At 48.5% G+C, this 17,544-nt stretch carries 14 protein-coding genes and 1 pseudogene; 6 read left to right on the top strand and 9 right to left on the bottom strand.

The genetic code is table 11. From position 1 onward, the window contains the following. Positions 1 to 170 precede the first annotated feature (170 nt). From ilvA to Q0117_RS01475, 7 genes and pseudogenes are all read right to left on the bottom strand, one after another. Complete coding sequence (gene ilvA / locus Q0117_RS01505) at positions 171 to 1,382, bottom strand: threonine ammonia-lyase (RefSeq protein WP_005872070.1); 1,212 nt, start codon at positions 1,380 to 1,382, stop codon at positions 171 to 173. Positions 1,383 to 1,482: 100 nt separating this feature from the next. Next, complete coding sequence (locus tag Q0117_RS01500) at positions 1,483 to 2,574, bottom strand: methyltransferase domain-containing protein (protein ID WP_366807643.1); 1,092 nt, start codon at positions 2,572 to 2,574, stop codon at positions 1,483 to 1,485. Then, positions 2,563 to 3,042 (bottom strand): annotated as a pseudogene (locus tag Q0117_RS01495) (tRNA (uridine(54)-C5)-methyltransferase TrmA); the annotation flags it as partial. The gene Q0117_RS01500 and the pseudogene Q0117_RS01495, both read right to left, overlap by 12 nt. After that, entirely contained in the window at positions 3,039 to 4,739 is a 1,701-nt protein-coding gene (locus tag Q0117_RS01490; RefSeq protein ID WP_297921563.1) for a Na+/H+ antiporter NhaC family protein, read from the bottom strand. The gene Q0117_RS01490 and the pseudogene Q0117_RS01495, both read right to left, overlap by 4 nt. Before the next feature lie 683 nt (positions 4,740 to 5,422). Next, positions 5,423 to 6,673 carry an ankyrin repeat domain-containing protein gene (locus Q0117_RS01485; protein ID WP_297921559.1) on the bottom strand — a complete coding sequence of 417 codons (1,251 nt, stop codon included), beginning with the start codon at positions 6,671 to 6,673 and terminating at the stop codon, positions 5,423 to 5,425. Positions 6,674 to 7,134: 461 nt separating this feature from the next. Beyond that, complete coding sequence (locus Q0117_RS01480) at positions 7,135 to 9,312, bottom strand: cation-translocating P-type ATPase (RefSeq protein WP_297921556.1); 2,178 nt, start codon at positions 9,310 to 9,312, stop codon at positions 7,135 to 7,137. A 3-nt stretch (positions 9,313 to 9,315) separates the two neighbouring features. Further along, positions 9,316 to 9,540 carry a heavy-metal-associated domain-containing protein gene (locus Q0117_RS01475; RefSeq protein WP_297921553.1) on the bottom strand — a complete coding sequence of 75 codons (225 nt, stop codon included), beginning with the start codon at positions 9,538 to 9,540 and terminating at the stop codon, positions 9,316 to 9,318. A gap of 133 nt (positions 9,541 to 9,673) precedes the next feature. Between Q0117_RS01475 and Q0117_RS01470 the strand changes: the two genes are divergently transcribed. From Q0117_RS01470 to Q0117_RS01455, 4 genes are read left to right on the top strand one after another with little or no spacing between them, the layout of a single operon-like run. After that, positions 9,674 to 10,408, top strand: a complete 735-nt coding sequence (locus tag Q0117_RS01470; protein WP_005872093.1) for a YebC/PmpR family DNA-binding transcriptional regulator — start codon at positions 9,674 to 9,676, stop codon at positions 10,406 to 10,408. Positions 10,409 to 10,417: 9 nt separating this feature from the next. Continuing rightward, on the top strand, positions 10,418 to 10,906 hold the full coding sequence (locus Q0117_RS01465; protein ID WP_297921550.1) for a peptidylprolyl isomerase: 489 nt from the start codon (positions 10,418 to 10,420) through the stop codon (positions 10,904 to 10,906). A gap of 34 nt (positions 10,907 to 10,940) precedes the next feature. Beyond that, complete coding sequence (gene acpS, locus Q0117_RS01460; protein ID WP_297921547.1) at positions 10,941 to 11,306, top strand: holo-ACP synthase; 366 nt, start codon at positions 10,941 to 10,943, stop codon at positions 11,304 to 11,306. 22 nt (positions 11,307 to 11,328) lie between these two features. Beyond that, positions 11,329 to 12,318: a hypothetical protein gene (locus Q0117_RS01455; RefSeq protein WP_297921544.1), complete on the top strand. Its 990-nt coding sequence runs from the start codon at positions 11,329 to 11,331 to the stop codon at positions 12,316 to 12,318. Positions 12,319 to 12,819: 501 nt separating this feature from the next. On the opposite strand, the gene Q0117_RS01450 is transcribed toward Q0117_RS01455, so the two are convergent. Next, complete coding sequence (locus tag Q0117_RS01450; protein ID WP_297921541.1) at positions 12,820 to 14,163, bottom strand: class II 3-deoxy-7-phosphoheptulonate synthase; 1,344 nt, start codon at positions 14,161 to 14,163, stop codon at positions 12,820 to 12,822. A 104-nt stretch (positions 14,164 to 14,267) separates the two neighbouring features. On the opposite strand from Q0117_RS01450, the gene rarD reads away from it, so the two are divergent. Beyond that, positions 14,268 to 15,140, top strand: a complete 873-nt coding sequence (gene rarD, locus Q0117_RS01445; RefSeq protein WP_297921538.1) for an EamA family transporter RarD — start codon at positions 14,268 to 14,270, stop codon at positions 15,138 to 15,140. After that, complete coding sequence (locus tag Q0117_RS01440) at positions 15,133 to 15,543, top strand: hypothetical protein (RefSeq protein ID WP_297921535.1); 411 nt, start codon at positions 15,133 to 15,135, stop codon at positions 15,541 to 15,543. The genes rarD and Q0117_RS01440 overlap by 8 nt, the downstream gene beginning before the upstream one ends. Before the next feature lie 270 nt (positions 15,544 to 15,813). Here the strand turns inward: Q0117_RS01440 and Q0117_RS01435 are convergent, their stop codons facing one another. After that, complete coding sequence (locus Q0117_RS01435) at positions 15,814 to 17,253, bottom strand: ankyrin repeat domain-containing protein (RefSeq protein ID WP_297921534.1); 1,440 nt, start codon at positions 17,251 to 17,253, stop codon at positions 15,814 to 15,816. Between the last annotated feature and the right edge of the window lie 291 nt (positions 17,254 to 17,544).

Genomic DNA, 17,544 nt, shown 5'->3' with positions numbered 1-17,544 from the left:
TACGTAAAATTTAAAATCAAGAGCGTAAAGTGTTTCGGCATGGCGAATATAAAATGGAGGCAAATTTAAATTTACCAGCTGCGAGCCGCGATCAGGATGCAAGCGAGTAAATTTTGAAATTTCAGGCAAATTCACGAGCGAAAATAAATTTTAAAAACTCCCGCGAAATTTTACAAAATCTCCCTGAAATCATACCCTGCGTTTTTGAGCGCCCAGGCGATGTCCTCTTGGTGAGCCTTGCCTTTGGTCTCAAGCGTGATCGTGATCTGCGCGTCGCCGTACTCGATATTGGTCGAGAAGCGGTCGTAGTCGATCTTGACGATGTTTGCGTTGGCGCGACGCAAAATTTCGGTAAGCCCCGTAAGCGCGCCCGGCTTATCGACGAGCGTGACGTTGATCGTCATCTTGCGGTGCGATTTTATGAGGCCTTTTTCGATGATGATGTTTAGCATCTGCACGTCGATGTTGCCGCCGCTTAGGATAATGCCGATCTTTGCGCCGGCGGGGAATGCAAATTTCGCGTTCATCAGCGCCGCTACGCCTGCCGCGCCCGCGCCCTCGACGATGATTTTTTGCTGCTCGAGCAGATAGAGTATCGCGCTTGCGATCTCTTCGTCATCGACCTGCACGAACTCATCGACGCACTCGATGATCGTGCTAAGCGTGATCTCGCTAGTATCCCGCACGGCGATACCGTCGGCGATGGTGCGGACGGATTTGGAATTTAGCGGCTTTTTTGCGACGAAGCTATCGTGCATCGCGGGCGCGCCCTTGGCGGCTACGGCGATGATTTTGATGTCGGGGTTGATCTGCTTGGCGCAGCTGCAAACCCCCGTAGCAAGCCCGCCGCCGCCAACCGGAACGACGATGTATTCAAGATCTGCGACCTCTTCGATCATCTCAAGCGCAATCGTGCCTTGGCCCGCCTGGACAAACTCGTCGTTGAAGGGATGCACGAATGTCAGATTGTGTTCCTTGGCATATTCCAGCGCAAACGCGTACGCCTCGTCGAAATTATCGCCCTTTAGGATGATCTCCGCGCCCAGAGCCTTCGTGCCGCTTACCTTAAGTAACGGCGTGGCTTCGGGCATTACGATCACAGCATGCACGCCGAATTTTTGCGCGCTCATCGCTACGCCTTGGGCGTGGTTGCCCGCACTTGCAGCTATTACTCCATGCGCCCGTTCCTCGTCCGTAAGATGCGCGATTTTATTGTAAGCGCCGCGAATCTTATATGCGCCGGTGCGCTGCAAATTCTCGCTTTTGAGATACACTTCCGCGCCGTAAAGCTTGCTGAGCTTCGGTGCCAGAGCAAAGGGCGTTTTATAGACGAAATCGTTTATCGTGCGCTTTGCTTGGATGATTTTATTTAGATCAACCATCTACTTCCTTTCGTAATTTTAAATTTTGTTATTATACATATTTTAGGCGAAATTTTATCCCGCGCGCAGCCTAAATCCGCGACTTCGGTTTTAGATCCGCTTAACTCCTGCGCCGTAATAGCACGCCGCATTCGATATGCGCCGTATGCGCGAACTGATCGAAGATCGCAAACCTGCGCACCTCGTGCGTTGCGCAAAGCGAGCGCAAATTTTCAAAAAGCGTCTGCGGATTACAGGAGATGTAGATCAAATTTTGAAAATTTTTTATGAAATCAATCACGCTAGGCTCTAGCCCCGCTCGCGGCGGATCGATCAAGACGTGCGAAAAATCGTAGCTGAAAATATCGATCCCCTTTAGCCGCTCAAACTCGCGCTGCCGTGCAAACGCGCTCATCAGCTCATCCGCGCTAAGGCGGACGAATTGCGCGTTGCGAACGCCGTTGAGCTCGCAGTTTATGCGGGCATTTGCAATCGAACTTTTTGAAATTTCGCTCGCCAGCACACGGTTAAATTTAGCCGCAAGCGGGATAGTAAAGTTGCCGTGCCCGCAGTACAGCTCCAGCAGATCGCGCGCGGCGGAGCTTTCTGAGCGCACGGCATGTTGTTTGCAGCTCGAATTTTGCGGGGCGGAATTTTCGCAGGCTGAATTTTGCACGCAACGCTTTTCGCAATCCAAATTTTGCCCGGTCAAATTCTGTTCGATGAAATTTTGAGAGGCAGAATTTTGCGTATCCGAATCCTTGCGAGCGAAATTATCATCCGCAGAGCTTTCGTCTGCGGAGGCACAGTTAAATTCCACTGAATTTTCGCCGCTAAATTCTGCACAAGCGAAATTTGCCTTAACGGAATTTCGGCAAGCGGCATCCAATTCGGTGGAATTTTCAGAAGCGGAATTTCGATCCGTAGAATTTTGCGCAGCGGACTGCTCACAGCCCAAATTTTGCGCGCCAAAATTCTCCGCTATGAAATTCTTTGCGGCGAAATTCTGCGCGGCGCACACCTCGCTTGCGCCCTCTTTGCCGAAGTCCACGCAGCTTCTCGCCCAGGCGATCATCTTTTCGTTCACGCCGCGGTTGGGCTGGATAAAGGCGTTTTCGCCGAAGCGAAATTTATAAACTCGCCCGTCCACGCAAAGCTCGTCTGTGAGGCTTAGCTCGCCGCTTAGCAGCTTCTGTCCGCGCGCGCGAGCCATGACCCCGATGCCAAGCTTGTCCGCCAGCTCGCAAATTGCCTCCTGCTCGCGCTCGCCCAGGCGCTTGTGATAAAGCAGCGTCGCCAAAATCCCGCTGGCGCACGAGATGAACTCGACGCCGAAGAGCCTCTCTTTTAAAGCTTCGTTCCGCCTAAGCGCTTCCAGCAGTTGCGGCATTAAATTTGCGATAGGAAGCGCTACCTTGGGGCATTCGTTAATTAAAATTTTCTTACTCTGTGAGCCGCCCATCGTGTAGGCAAGATCAGATGCTCTATGCCAAATATCGTGCCAGATGCCAAATTCCGCCCTGATGCGGTAATTTTGCGGCTGCGAGGCAAAAAACTCAAACTCGCCGTTAAAAAAATCTCTAAATTTATCGGCGATCAGACGCTTTTTATATAAAATTTGATCCTCATAGGGCTCACCGAGCGTACAGCTGCCGCAGCTGCCGAAGCTTTCGCAATTCATACATCCACTCTTTTACCCACCACGCGCAGTAAAAGAATGATAGCCGCGATACCCAAGATCAGACATCCCCACACGCTAAGCCCAAAGCCCGCGGGCAGGTAGCCGCAAACGATACTGATACCGCAAACGACCAGCGCATAGGTCATCTGCGTGCTTACGTGCTCGATGTGATCGCAGCCTGCGCCCATCGAAGAAAGGATCGTCGTATCCGAAATCGGCGAGCAATGATCGCCGAAAATCGCTCCGGTAAGCACCGCACTTACGTTTACGCACATGAAAACGTGAAATTCCTCGCCGCTAAGTCCGTATTTTTGCCCCACGGCGTGCGCTAACGGTACGGCCAGAGGGGTAACAATGCCCATAGTACCGAAGCTCGTGCCCGTTGAAAATGAGATAAACGAGCTAAGCACGAAGATCACGATCGCAAGAGCAAAGCGCGGAGTAGCGTCGCTTAGAAGCTCGACTAGGTAGCGCGAAGTGCCTAGCTCCTTGATAACCGAGCTTAGCGACCACGCAAAAAGTAGGATTATGACGGTATTTAGCATGCTTTTCCAGCCGCCAACCCAGACCTCAATCGCCTCTTTGACGCCGTAAATTTTTTGCGCGATGCCCAAAACGACGGCGATGATCGATGAAAAGAGCGCGGATTGAAACAGCACGACCGAGGCGTCTGCCGCGCTAAATGCGGTACGGATCGAAGTAAAGCTAAGAGGGGCTGCTTTGACCGCCTCCAAAGCCTCGCCCTCCAGCGAGCTGTAGCCGTTGAGATAAAATCCGATAACGGAAAGGACAATCATCGCTCCTAGCGGGATTATTGCGTTTAGCTTGCGAAGCGCGACGCCCTCTTTGGGTACGAAAATTTGATCCTCTAAATTTTTGATCTTAAAATCCGCGGCTCCGCTCTTACCGCCGCGAGATGCAATCTCTGCGCGATACATCGAGCCAAACTCCCTGCTCATCACTGCCGTGGCGACTACAAAAAAGATCATAAAAATATTATAAAATCTATACGGGATCGTCTCAACGAACACGGTGAAGGCGTTTATGTTTTCTACGCCGATCTGTGAGTAGGCCTCCTTGATCGCCGAAATTTCAACTCCGACCCACGTGGAGATCACAGCGATGCCGGTAATCGGCGCTGCGGTCGCGTCGATGATGAAGGCGAATTTCGCGCGCGAAATTTTAAATTTATCCATAAGTGGCCGCATTATCGGACCCACGATCAACGCGTTTGCGTAATCGTCGAAAAATATCACGATACCCATGAGCCAAGTATAAATTTGACCCAAAACTGGGGTGTCTGCGTGCTTGCTAAGCCAAAGCGCAAGCGCCTTCGTACCGCCGCTTTTGGTCACCAAAGCGATGAGCCCGCCGATACACATAACCTGAAGCAAAATACCCGCATTCCACGTATCCGCCATCGATTTTACCATACGCGAGCACAGGTTCGTAAAAGCGAAAAGCGCCGAAGCTGCGATATTTTGATCGACCATACCGATAAGAAAGGTTCCGCTTAGCACGCCCAAAAACAGCGACAAAATCACGTCCTTGGTGATGAAAGCAAGCACGATCGCCGCAACCGGCGGGATAAGCGTCAGCACGCCGTAAAGCTCGCTGTTTCGCACGGCGGGCTCCACGTCCGCAAGCGCCAGCGCGGGCAAAAAAATCGCTGTAAAGATAAGCAAATTTTTTAACATTTTAATCCTTGATTATTGATAAAATTTTAAAATTTAACCTCCGATCGGGGGTTAAATTTTAAAATTCTGCGCTCCTTTCAGCAATTATTTGTATTGCGTACTTTCTTTTACGGCAATTTTTGAGCGCCTTAATCGCGCAGCAAACTCTGCTATTTTGCTGCGTTTGCAATTTTTCGAACGCATTTTTAAGTAACTTGTCGCGCAGCAAAATTCCTACGGTGCAAAATGCCGCGCGCGGCGTAATCAAAAGCGTTTTATAAGCGCATTTAAATTCTACTTAACATAGCAAAAGCTTCAAATCAAGGTAAAATTCCACAATGATGCAACGCTTACTTTGTCACAAAAGCGATAAGTTTATCGCACAAAATTTGACGAAATCCCGCTCTTGATCGCAAACCAAAATCCATCAGCAAAAATTTTATCGCGCATAAACGCACAAATCGTCATTTTTAAAGCTCGTCTGAGCGTTTATAAAATTTCAGTGCATGCAACCTGCGCAAGCAAAGTGATAAAATTTTAAAGCGTTAAATTCTACCAACTCGCACTCGAAAAATTCGCTAAATCTATAGAATTTACAAAGCAGCAAAACATTAAATTTAAAGCTCATAAGGCTTTTGCAAACCCAAAACGCTGCAAGCCTAAAACGACGATGAAGCGGTAAGCGGCCCTTTAAATCAAGCCTGCTAATTCTCACGCTCAGGTGCATCTTGCGGATCGCTCGTAAAATCATCGCTTACTTGCGTAGGACTTAATCCAAGCGAGCGCAAATAGCTCTGCGTAGCCGCTTCGCCACCCGCAAGCGCGTAGTCTAGTGCATTTAGCCCCGACTCATCAACTGCTTTTTCGTTTGCGCCCGATTTTACGAGCAATTCAACGATCTGCTTGGTACTTTTTTGCGCCGCAAACATCAGCAGTGTCTTGCCCGCGCCCGAACGCTCACAGCCGTCGCTACGCTCGCCTAACGATGCTAGAGCCTGGGCCTCGGCGCTGCTGATCTGGCGGACATTTACGCTAGCGTGCGAGTAGATTAGCAACTTTACGAGCTCATAATTTTTTGCCGCGGCGGCGAAAAATATCGGAGTTTGCCCGAGCGAGTTTTTATAGCCAACCAAGGCACCTTTAGAGATCATAAATTTAGCGCTTTGAACGTTATTCATCGCGTAAAATAGCGAGTTTTCCTCGCCAGCATTCACCTGCGCGCCTCGCTCGATCAAAGCGCCGCTAAAGCGCTCGTCATATCCTAGCAAAAGTGCTAGATCCAAGGCATTATCAAGCTCGTAAATTGCAAAATCCTTGCTAAAAAGTAGCGTACGAAACTCATCTGCGCCTACTCCGCCTTTTAGCGCCAGCTCAAGCTCACCGTAATCTCCCGCCTTGCGATCCTTTGCAGCGTATGCGATAAATTCCGCCATCACGGCGCTTGCCAGCTCATCGGCGTCGTTTTTGTTGAATTTAGCGGCGAAATAATCTCTTAGTGCCTCCCTGGCTACCGGGACCTCACCCATAAAATTGCCATAAGCGATGAAATTTCCAATCTTGCGCTCGGAGTAAAATTCTAAGGCTTCAAGCGATTTTTCGCTAATTTGCGCGTAGTTTTTCTCTTTGGCATAGCTCAAAAAGCCCTCGCCATCCATCCCCGCAAATGCCAAGGTTCGCTCAAGCCTTTTTTCGTTCAGCAAGGCTTCGTTACCGACACAATCGATATTTTCGTCCCTGATCTCAGAAGCCGCGCTTTTTAAATTTTGTAAAAATTCTGCGCCAGCTAGCGAGCCTTTACAGCCAAAATCGCTTTGCAGCAGCTCTTCGTCCGCAGGCTCTTTGCTAAAAAAGCCGCGCGGATCGCTTAGCATCTGCTCGCAAGAAGCGCCAAAAAGCGTGCCGCAAAAAACAAACGAACCCATTAGAATTTTTCGCATCGCTACCTCGAATTGCATTTGAAGCGTTATTTTACCTTTAAATTTATTTATTAAAACTTAGTGCGGGCGGTGGAATTTTATGGAATTCATTTCAGCTTTATAAAATTTTGCGGAATTTTTAAAATTTTACGGCGCGGCGGCGAGCAGCGTTAAATAATGGTAGTTATAGGCGCAGTAATGGAGGGCACTATAATGAGGGCACGGCGACCGGCAGGCTAAAATTTTAAAATTTGCGCGCAGGCTAGCGGTAAAATAAAATTTTGCAAGCTGTACAAATCTAGCGGAATTCCGCGCTAGGCTTATCGTGAAATAAAATTTTTCAAGTGGAGCCCGTTCCGTGGAATTCTACGTGCATTAGTAGCCAGATAGAATTTGCAAGGTAAAATTTCTTGCAGAATGAAAGAATTTTGCGCGTTTTGCGCCGAGTAAATTAAAATTTCGCCGCGTAAAATTCCGCGCCTAGCGCAAAATCCGCCGCGTTAAAATTTAGCGAATTTCAATCTGATGGAATTTAGCACGACCGTCACGGAGCTAAAGCACATCGCCGCGGCGCCGTACATCGGCTTTAAAAGCACGCCGAGCGCCGGATATAGCGCGCCTGCTGCGATCGGGATACACACGGCGTTGTAAAACAGCGCCCAGAAGAGGTTTTGCTTGATCGTCCGCATGGCAGCTTCCGATAGGCGGAATAGATATAGCACGCTTGCAAGGTCGTTTTTTATAAAAATCGCGTCGCCCGCGCCCTTGGCTACGTCGCTGCCGCCGTTCATCGCTACGCCGATGCTAGCGGCTTTTAAGCTCGGCGCGTCATTGACGCCGTCGCCCACGAAAAGCACCCGCTTGCCCTCATCCGTCAGGGATTTAATGAACTCATATTTGCCGCTTGGAAGCACTCCGCTTTTTACCTCGTCGATGCCGAGGTTGCGAGCGACGAAATTTGCCGTTTTGGCGTTATCGCCCGTTAGCATGACGGTTTTTACGCCGCTTTTTTGCAACGTCTGCACGACGCTGCGCGCTTCAGCTCTGATCTCGTCGCTAAATGCGATGAAGCCCGCGTACGAGCCGCCTATCGCGCAGTAAACGACGCCGAAGCCCTTGTCTAAAAGCTCCTCCGCTTTTACTTCGACGCCCGCATCCACGCCGCGCTCGCGCAGAAAGCCCGCGCTGCCGCAAAGAATTTCGCCGGTGGGATTTTTAGCGACGATCCCCTTGCCCGCGACGCTTTCGAACTCGCCGTTAAGCTTAGAAATTTCGCCGAATTTCAGCTCGGCAAATTTTACGATCGCCTTTGAGATCGGATGCTCGCTAAGCTTTTGCGCGCTTGCCAGAGCGTAGAGATCTTGGGCGGCTAGATCGCTGAAGCTTACCGAAATTTCGCCCTTGCTAAGCGTGCCCGTTTTATCAAAAACCGCGACGTCGGCGTCTTTTAAAATTTCTAAAATTTCGGGATTTTTGATTAAAATTCCAGCCTTTGCAGCGTTTGAGATCGCGCAAACGATAGCGATCGGCGTCGCAAGACCTAGCGCGCACGGGCAGGAGATGATAAGCACGCAAATAGCGGCGGATGCGGCGTATGAAAGCCGCCCGTCAAGCGCCATCCACGTTATAAAGCTAACAAGCGCGATCAAAATCACCGCGGGCACGAAGATATTTGAAATTTTATCCGCAAAGCGCGCGATCGGCATCTTTTTGTTGCCCGCCTCGTTCAGCAGATTTTTAATCTCGGCAAGTAGCGTCTGATGCGAAAATTTCGTCACCTTCACGTAGATAACGCCGTCCGTGCTGACGCAGCCTGCGTTTACCTCATCGCCTACGCTTTTATAAACCGCCAAGCTCTCGCCGCTAATGAGCGAGGTGTCGATCTGTGCGCCGCCTTCTACGATAAGCCCGTCGCAAGGGATGCGCGAGCCGTTTTTTACTAGCACCTTATCGCCCGGCTTTAGCGCTTCTGCGTGCACTTCGGCTATCGTGCCGTCGTCTTTGATCAAAAGCGCGGTTTTGGGGCTTAGATCGATTAACCCCTTGATGTAGTCGTTCGCCTTCATCTTGCTGCGCTCTTCAAGGTATTTTCCAAGCGAAATAAAGGCGATTATCATCGAGGCGGAGGAGAAATAAAGATTGGTAAATTCGTTCTGCGCGCCGTGCGTATAGACCCATACTGCGGCCGTTAGAGAATAGGCAAATGCAAAAAAGCTTCCCATCGCCACGAGCACGTTCATATCAAAGCTTCTGTTTTTCAGCGAGCCGTAAGCGTGATAAAAGAAGTTCTTACCGCAGTAAAATAGGCTCACGCACGCCATCGCCGCGCAAAGTAGCGCCTTTGGAACGAAGCTTAAAAACCCGCTCATCTCCACTGCCATTACCGCCGCGGCTAAAATGAGAGCGAGGATTAGCCTAAATAGCGCCGCTTTGAGATTGCGCCGCTTTTTGCGCTCCAAATCCTCGTAATCCACGGCGATGTCGTAGCCTAACTTTTTGATCTTGGCTTTTAGCGTCTCCTCAAGCGCCGGATCGGCAAGTACGAACTCGCCGCTGCCGTTTGCGAAATTTACGTGCGCGTCCTGCACCCCCTCGATCTTGCGACTTACCCGCTCGATCGCATTGGAGCAGTTTACGCAGCTCATCCCGACGATATTTAGAGTGATTTTGCTTGGCATCTGTTAGTTTTCGCAGGCTAGCTTTTCTGCGACGCTAAAGCCCAAATCGTCCATCTCCTCTTTAAATTTAGCCTCGTCGCGCGGATCTAAGCTTAAACTCACCACTCCGCTTGCTACGTCCACCTCGATCTCTCCGAAATCATCCTTAAGCGCGTTTTTGATCGTCCTCGCGCAGTTTTCGCAGTGGATATTTTGCGCCTTAAATTTTACGCTTTGTTTCAAAGCCATGAGCCTCTCCTTTGGATTAAAATTTCAAAACTTATACTACTTTTTAATAAATTTTATTTCAACGCCCGCTCCTGAAATTTAAGGGTTTTTCGTTATAATCACCCGTTTTTAAATTTAAGTTTTAAGGAATTTTATGGGACGAGCTTTTGAATACAGACGCGCTTCAAAAGAAGCTAGATGGGGGAAGATGAGCAAACTTTTCCCAAAACTGGGCAAGGCCATAACGATGGCTGCGAAAGAGGGCGGCGAAGATCCGCTGATGAACTCCAAGCTGCGCGCCGCGATCGCTACGGCAAAGGCGCAAAATATGCCCAAAGACAACATCGACGCGGCTATCAAGCGCGCAAGCGGCAAAGATAGCGCCGATATCAAAACGATCTTTTACGACGGCAAGGCGCCACACGGCGCGCTTTTAATAATCGAATGCGCCACCGATAACCCGACCCGCACCGTCGCAAACGTAAAATCGATTTTAAACAAAGCTAAGGGCGAGTTTTTGCCGAGCGGCAGTTTGAAATTTATGTTTTCGCACAAGGCTGTTTTTGAGACCAAGCTGCCGAGCCGCGACATCGAGGAGCTAGAGCTTGAGCTCATCGACTTCGGTCTTAGCGAGCTTGAGATCAACGAGTTTGAAAACGATAAGGGCGAGCTCGAAAAGACGCTTCTAATCTACGGCGAATACGAAAGCTTCGGCACTTTAAACGAAGGGATCGAAAAGATAGGGCTTGAGATCATCAGCGCAAGCTTAAAATTCGTCGCCAACGAAAAGCACGAATTTAGCGAGGAGCAGCTTAGCGACATAGACGCGCTGCTAGAGCGGCTAGAGGATGACGACGACGTGCAGGCAGTTTACACCAACATCGCATAGGAGAAAAAAATGGAAAGCTTAAAAATTTACGACATCGACGCGGCGGCTTTGGCGCGCGATAAATACGCAGTTATCAAAACCGAAAAGGGCGATATGAAGCTGGAGCTTTTCGCAGATGAAGCGCCGCAGGCGGTTACGAATTTCGCCAACCTCGCGCGCAGCGGGTTTTACAAGGGTCTAAATTTTCACCGCGTGATCCCAAATTTCGTAATCCAAGGCGGTTGTCCGCGCGGCACCGGCACGGGGGGCCCGGGCTGGCGCATAAAGTGCGAATGCGACCGTCAAAAGCACAAGCACGTGCGCGGCGCGCTATCGATGGCGCACGCAGGGCGCGATACGGGCGGAAGCCAGTTTTTCGTCTGCCACAGCGCACAGCCGCACCTAGACGGCGTGCATACGGTCTTCGGGCAAATCGTGGATCCGCCTAGCCTAGCGGTTTTAGACGCGATCAGGCAGGGCGATAAGATCATCGACATCGAGATTAAAGAGAGCTTATAGCCGTGATTAAATTTAAGCCGCGGGGCGCCAGACCGTGATAAAGATCGGCACGGACATAACCGCGGTGCGCAGGATCTCGGCGCTGCGCGCAAAATACGGCGTGAAATTTCTAAAGCGTATTTTGAAAAAATCCGAACGCTCCTCCGCGCTGCGCGACGAAAGTATCGCGGGCGTCTATGCCGCCAAAGAGGCGCTTAGTAAGGCGCTAGGCACCGGCATCGGCGCAGAGTTCGGCTTCAAAGACGCCAAAATTTACAAAGACGCCCTGGGCGCGCCGCATCTAAAAATACGTAAAAAAATACGTAAAAAATTTCATATCAAATCCGCAAGCCTTAGCATCACGCACGATGCAAACGTCGCAATCGCAGTAGTCGCACTCGATATAAAACTAACGAAATAACGAATATATAAGAGGACGAATTTTGAAAAAATATCTTATTAATTTTCTAAAATTTATAAAGCGCCATTATATAATCTCTGCGATTTTTATCATCTGCATTTTGACATTTATCCCTTATATGCCTATAAATATGGGCTTAAACTACGCCGGAGTTTGCACCAATCCTCTGCATTTTGACATCTTATCGGATAACGAATTAAAAGAGATAGCGTTTAAGCAGTATTTGAAAAACGAACATGCAAAGAGCAATTACCCTTTTTATGAAATCTTTTTAAGAGATAGTAGACCGAAAGATTTAGACTTTGATATCGACTGGTGGGAAATTTATCGTAAGTGTAACGGCGACAAGCGTCCCGACGATAAGTGCGAATTTTGGAAAGTATCTAAAGAATTAAATTTAGAAAATCTATTGTCTATCGGTAGGCAAATTTGCAAAGATGGAAAACAAGTCGCGCAGATAGATAAATCCATACTAAAAGCTATAGACGATGAAAGCGTGGTGTATCCATGGGAGGATAGCAAGCTTTTTAATGATAAAGGAGAACTTAATTATTCGGTTTATTACAAGAGAAAGTATCACGATGAAAAAACGCATCAAGAATCGGATTTGATATTAAAATTTTTTCAATATAACTCTATTGCAGTATTTAAATCCGATAAGAATTTCACTGCCTCTGATAAAATTCGAGGAGAAAGCGATAAGATCGTGTACGTTATAAAGTATAGTGGAACAACAGGCTCGCTGATGGCAATGTTAAAAAATAGGAATTTTGATAGTTTTTGTGAAGATATCGATTCAATTGAAACGGGAAAAAGGGATCTAAATAAACTTACTTATCGCGGTACTACATTACTAGAAGATAATACGACAAAAACATGGACAAGCAATAATTATGGCGAGATAAGGATACGTGTAGATAACTGCGGGAACGGACTTGAAACGCTATATCATGGTCCTTGGGACTATTTTGAAGAATATATGAAACTCAATAAAATCAAATTTAAGGAGTAATCTATGTCAAAAATAGTAGATATGAAGAGCGAAATCAAAATGGCTTAATGAATTTGACTTTGCAAAACTCTTAAATCAGCCGCAATAGTTTTTTCTACTAATAGGCTTAAAATTAAATTTCCAAATTCCGCGACAGTAAAATTTTTGAAATTTCAAACCGCGCCACAAAACTAAAATAAAATCAAACAAAGCATTACAGATTCAGGCGAAATTCTACGCTTTGCCGCGACGTCGCATATTCTAGCGCTACGATTAAAATTCCTCGTAGAACCTAGTGGCGCCGCCTTTCCGCTACGATAAAATTTTACGGAATTTTTTGTGATTGCTCCATATAAATTTTAGATTAAAGCCGCGTAAATTTAAAATCGCTCGCGTCAAGATATGATTAAATTTAAAGCGTTTCAAGCGCAAAGCACAGTCGCGGCGCGAACTTACGTAAAATATCCCAAACTACGATTAAATTCCAAGCCGTAACCAAATTCTCGCGCAACAAAAGGCGGACTAATCCGCCTTTTTTAGATTATCGGCGAGCAAAAACGCAAGCTCCAACGCCTGATCTGCGTTTAGGCGCGGATCGCACTGCGTTTCGTAGCGCTGCTTTAGCGTCTCTTGCGTCACGTTAAACGAGCCGCCCGTACACTCGGTGACGTTTTGACCGGTCATCTCAAGATGGATGCCGCCCGCGTGCGTGCCCTCCGCAGCGTGAATCTCGAAAAAGCTCTGAACTTCGCTTAAAATTTTAGAAAATTCGCGCGTTTTGTAGCCGTTGGCGGCCTTGACGGTGTTGCCGTGCATCGGATCGATGCTGTATAGGATCGCCCTGCCCTCGCGCTTTAGCTCGCGCAAAATTTGCGGCAGCCGCGCGCCGATCTTATCCGCGCCCATGCGGATGATGACGTTTAGCCTGCCTGCTTCGTTTTGCGGATTGAGTTTGTCGCAAAGGCGCAAAATTTCATCCGCAGTGCCGCTAGGGCCGATCTTGACGCCGAGAGGGTTTTTGATACCGCTTAAAAAATGCACGTGCGCATCGTCCGCGCCGCGCGTGCGCTCGCCGATCCAAAGCATGTGCGCCGAGCAGTCGTACCAATCGCCGCTGGTGCTGTCGATGCGCGTCAGACACTCCTCGTAGTGCAGCAGCAGCGCCTCGTGCGAGGTGTAAAGCACCGTCTCGGCAAGGCTCGGAGAATTCGCAGCGCTCAGTCCGCACGCCTCCATAAATTTAAGTGTGCGCGAAATTTCATCGCTGAGCTCGTTAAATTTAGCCTCCAGCTCGCCCTTTTTCAAAAAGCCCAAATTCCACTTATGCACCTCGTGCAGGTTCGCAAGACCGCCGCGAGAAAAGGCGCGCAGTAAATTCAGCGTCGAAGCGCTTTGATGATACGCTTCGATCATGCGAGCGGGATCTGGCTTGCGCGCCGCTTCGCTAAACTCAAAGCCGTTGATTATGTCGCCGCGGTAGCTAGGCAATCTCACGCCGCCCACTTCCTCAAAGTCGCTGCTGCGCGGCTTTGCGAACTGCCCCGCGATGCGACCTACCTTAATAACGGGACAGCCCGCCGCAAAGGTAAGAATAATCGCCATCTGAAGCATCACCTTAAACATATCGCGGATATTATTCGCGCTAAAATCATTAAAGCTCTCCGCGCAATCGCCGCCTTGAAGCAGAAACGACTTGCCCTCGCTGGCGCGCGCAAGCTCGACTTTTAGGTTGCGAACCTCGCCCGCGAAAATTAACGGCGGCAGCTTGTAAAGGCGCTCTTTAGCAGCCTGCACCGCACTTTCATCCTGATAAATCGGCTGCTGTAAAATTTTATAATCTTTCCACGACGTCCTACTCCAGCTCATAGCCCCTCCTAGGTTTTGTAAAATTTCGCGATTATACCCAAATAAGCTTTTATTAACCCAAAAAATCTTAAAATAGCGCCTTTAGGCAATTTGGAAGGAATTTTATGGAAAACGATCGCGCTAAAGGACTAATGCTTGCATTTGTGACCTTTTTTATGTGGGGCGTTTTTCCGATATTTTTCAAGCTCATAAAGGACGTGGATGCGGTGCAAATTTTAGCGCATCGCGTCGTTTGGTCCTTCCTGCTGCTGCTCGTTTTTCTCTGCTTTGCACACCGCTTAAAAAACGTCGCGCGGCTTCTTAGCGCCCCTAAAATCGCTCTCACGCTGCTTTGTACGGGACTACTTATCAGCACAAACTGGGGTATTTATATCTACGCGGTAAATTCCGATCAAATTTTGGCAACGAGCCTCGGATATTTTATAAATCCGCTATTTTCGGTGCTTTTGGGTGCTTTATTTCTGCGCGAGCAGCTAAGCGCGGCGGCTAAGCTTTCTCTTCTGCTAGCCTTTGCGGCGATCGGCGTGCAAATTTACGCGCTAGGCAGGCTGCCGATAATCTCGCTCGTGCTGCCGCTTAGCTTTGCATTTTACGGCCTCATACGCAAAAAAGTAAAAGTACCTAGCTTTGAGGGGCTGTTTTGCGAGACGACGCTGATGCTGCTGCCCGCGCTTGCGTTTCTGATCTACTGCGCGCTAAAAGGAAGCGGCGCTTTCGGCTTTAACGTAAACAGCGCGCTGCTGTTTGCAAGCGGACTGATTACGATTTTGCCGCTTCTTACCTTCGCCGTAAGCACGCAGTATCTGCCGCTATCCACGATCGGCTTTATGCAGTACATCAGCCCTAGCATGAGCATGCTGATCGCGGTATTTGTTTACGGCGAGGAGCTTGAGACTTATAAAATTTTGAGCTTTTCGCTAATTTGGTTCGGGCTCGCGGTCGTGGGCTTGGATGGCTTAAGGAGAAAAAATGGCTAATTTCGCTTTGATGTTCGCAGTTGCCCTTGCAGTGGGCGCGCTCGTGTATTTTCAGGTCCAAAAGGCTTCCGCGCGCGCAGACGCCGCAGATCCCGAGCTTAGCTCGCAAAGATATATGAAATTTTGCGATATTTTGGAGGACAAACTGCGAGCTCTAAAGCGGCTTGAACTGCGCAATGAAAGCGCTCGCGAGAGCTATCTAGACGAGCTTGAGGCTCTTAGCAAGGAGTTAGTCTATATCAAAACGATGCATCAAAGCAACCTAAACCCCGCCGTGTGGGAGGGTAAGCTATTTGAGTTTCTAAATAAAACGGACGCGCTTATCGAAAAATACGCCGCGGACATAGAGCGCTCGCTGCAAGACTGGCGCAAGCAGCTGGAGATAGAATTTAAGAATTTGTAGCGCGAAATTTTAAGCGGCGAATTTCGCGGGTGTCTATATCGGTAGAATTTTAACGCCTAAATTTATATAATTTAACGCGCCGCAACTCTCGGAATTTTTAAAATTTACATACGTGCCGGAATTTTGCAAACCGCTTGCGTCATGGCGACAAAATTCCATGCGTTTTACAAAGCAAAACGACGCAAATTTTAAATCGGCGTAATTTATAGAATTTTGCAAGATACATAGCAACCGCGAAGCCGATAATCGCGTCTGTAAATTTTATAGAATTTACTCATTGGCGGACGCGGTATCTGCAGTCTTGGAACCCGCTTGTTCTAGTTGCTTAGACGCATCACGCCTTAAAATTTTATCGTACTCCTCCACCTCTATCACCTTGCCCTCATACTCTATTTTAAGATTAAATTCCAAGCCTTCTAAGTGCAAATATCTAAAAAATTTATCCAGATCAAAGCCGCCCACGCCATTAAGCTCATCGCCGCAGATCGCAGAATAGCGCTTTATAAGCGTATCGTAGATACCCAGCAGCGCCGTATTCGGCGTTACCGAGCCGCATCTATTAAGATCGGGCAGCGAACCTGCGTTGAACATCATTGCACTCTTTTCCCAATCCTTTGGTTGCTCCGTCATATCAAACCTGACCATATCATAATTAAAACTACCTAATAAGGTCTGGTTCAAAATAATCTCATCGTAACAATAATTATCCATATGCTCTAGGTATCTTTTCTTATGCTCTTTCAACAAATACAAATCATTGCGGCAATCATCGTATTGTTTTTGGATACGCTCATCGTCCGGAAGCCCGACCAAATCGTATTTAAGCAGCAAATTTAGCATACTTGCGTCATATCGCTGCGGTAGCATCTGATATATGGAGCAGTTCGGCTGCCGCTCATCCTTGCGAGGTTTGAAGGTGTAAGCGATACAATAATCGTCCGTCCAAGCGGTAATCTCAGGTCTTACGCCGCTGCTAAGCATAAGCTCCGTCATCTGCAAAAATCCACCCGCCACGGCGTAATAGAGCGGATCAGATACCGCGCTAATACCCTCGCTTTTAGGCGTTCCGTAATATGCCCTTACCTGTGCATCGCTAGTATCGGCGACCAAATAGGAATCGCGGTATCCCGGAGTCGCAAGCCACGGACGAACATATTTAACGCTAGAAAAGCTAGCTCCGTGCTTAAGTAGAACTTCCACGGCGGCGGTAGAGTTATTTTCGATAGCATAGCTCAGCGCCGAATGAGAAAAATCGTCCGTGCGGTTGATATCCGCTCCGTGATAGATCAGTTCCTCGGTGGTGTTTGCATCGTTGTAAAAGCTAGAATACATTATCGCCGTTATGCCAAAATGCAGCGGATCGCCCGCAGTAATTCGCTGCTCTCGCATAAATGCTAAAATACGCGCAGTGTCCTTGGAGCGCAAAAGCTTGCGGAAATATTCCATCCGCTCATCGCCCTGCACTACGCGCTCGTCCAAATCTAACTCGGCGCCCAGCCTTTCGTACCGGTACCTCGCTCGTGCAGCGCGATCCTCGTCCGTTAGCGGCCGATTGGAGGAATTGCCGGAGGTCGCGATGCGGCTTGCCGTGGAATTTTGCGCGGGCTGAGTTTTGGACCTATCCATAAACGCACTGCCTACGATCAGACAAAATACGCCCGCCGTAACAACCAAGCACGCTATGATGAGCTTGGATTTTATCTCTTTCAAAGCAACCTCCGCAAATAAAATGACAAATACTACCGAGTGTGAGCTTAGCCGAATATAAACGGGCGGAATTTCACAAGGCAATTTCGCTCAGGCGAAATTTGCAGGGCGAGGTTTAAGAGAGTTTAGGCGCGAAATTTGACCTTCGAAATTTTACCGATAGAATTCCGCGTAGAAATGTCGCTCGGGTAAAATTCTACCGACGAAATTTTATCCCAACGACAGGCGGCTAGAATTTCAACAAGCGCTTCTACGCATAAAATTTAGCGCTAAAATTACGCCGTATTTGCACTC

Origin of the sequence: uncultured Campylobacter sp., from assembly GCF_937997535.1 — a bacterium.
Lineage (GTDB): Bacteria > Campylobacterota > Campylobacteria > Campylobacterales > Campylobacteraceae > Campylobacter_B.
This window is presented reverse-complemented; position numbering and strand designations above follow the sequence as displayed.

Bases quoted from the DNA above. Each gene is read 5' to 3' on its own strand.
- ilvA (WP_005872070.1), bottom strand. From the start codon at position 1,382: ATGGTTGATCTAAATAAAATCATCCAAGCAAAGCGCACGATAAACGAT.
- Q0117_RS01500 (WP_366807643.1), bottom strand. From the start codon at position 2,574: ATGGCTCGCGCGCGCGGACAGAAGCTGCTAAGCGGCGAGCTAAGCCTC.
- Q0117_RS01490 (WP_297921563.1), bottom strand. From the start codon at position 4,739: ATGTTAAAAAATTTGCTTATCTTTACAGCGATTTTTTTGCCCGCGCTG.
- Q0117_RS01485 (WP_297921559.1), bottom strand. From the start codon at position 6,673: ATGCAATTCGAGGTAGCGATGCGAAAAATTCTAATGGGTTCGTTTGTT.
- Q0117_RS01480 (WP_297921556.1), bottom strand. From the start codon at position 9,312: ATGCCAAGCAAAATCACTCTAAATATCGTCGGGATGAGCTGCGTAAAC.
- Q0117_RS01475 (WP_297921553.1), bottom strand. From the start codon at position 9,540: ATGGCTTTGAAACAAAGCGTAAAATTTAAGGCGCAAAATATCCACTGC.
- Q0117_RS01470 (WP_005872093.1), top strand. From the start codon at position 9,674: ATGGGACGAGCTTTTGAATACAGACGCGCTTCAAAAGAAGCTAGATGG.
- Q0117_RS01465 (WP_297921550.1), top strand. From the start codon at position 10,418: ATGGAAAGCTTAAAAATTTACGACATCGACGCGGCGGCTTTGGCGCGC.
- Q0117_RS01450 (WP_297921541.1), bottom strand. From the start codon at position 14,163: ATGAGCTGGAGTAGGACGTCGTGGAAAGATTATAAAATTTTACAGCAG.
- rarD (WP_297921538.1), top strand. From the start codon at position 14,268: ATGGAAAACGATCGCGCTAAAGGACTAATGCTTGCATTTGTGACCTTT.
- Q0117_RS01440 (WP_297921535.1), top strand. From the start codon at position 15,133: ATGGCTAATTTCGCTTTGATGTTCGCAGTTGCCCTTGCAGTGGGCGCG.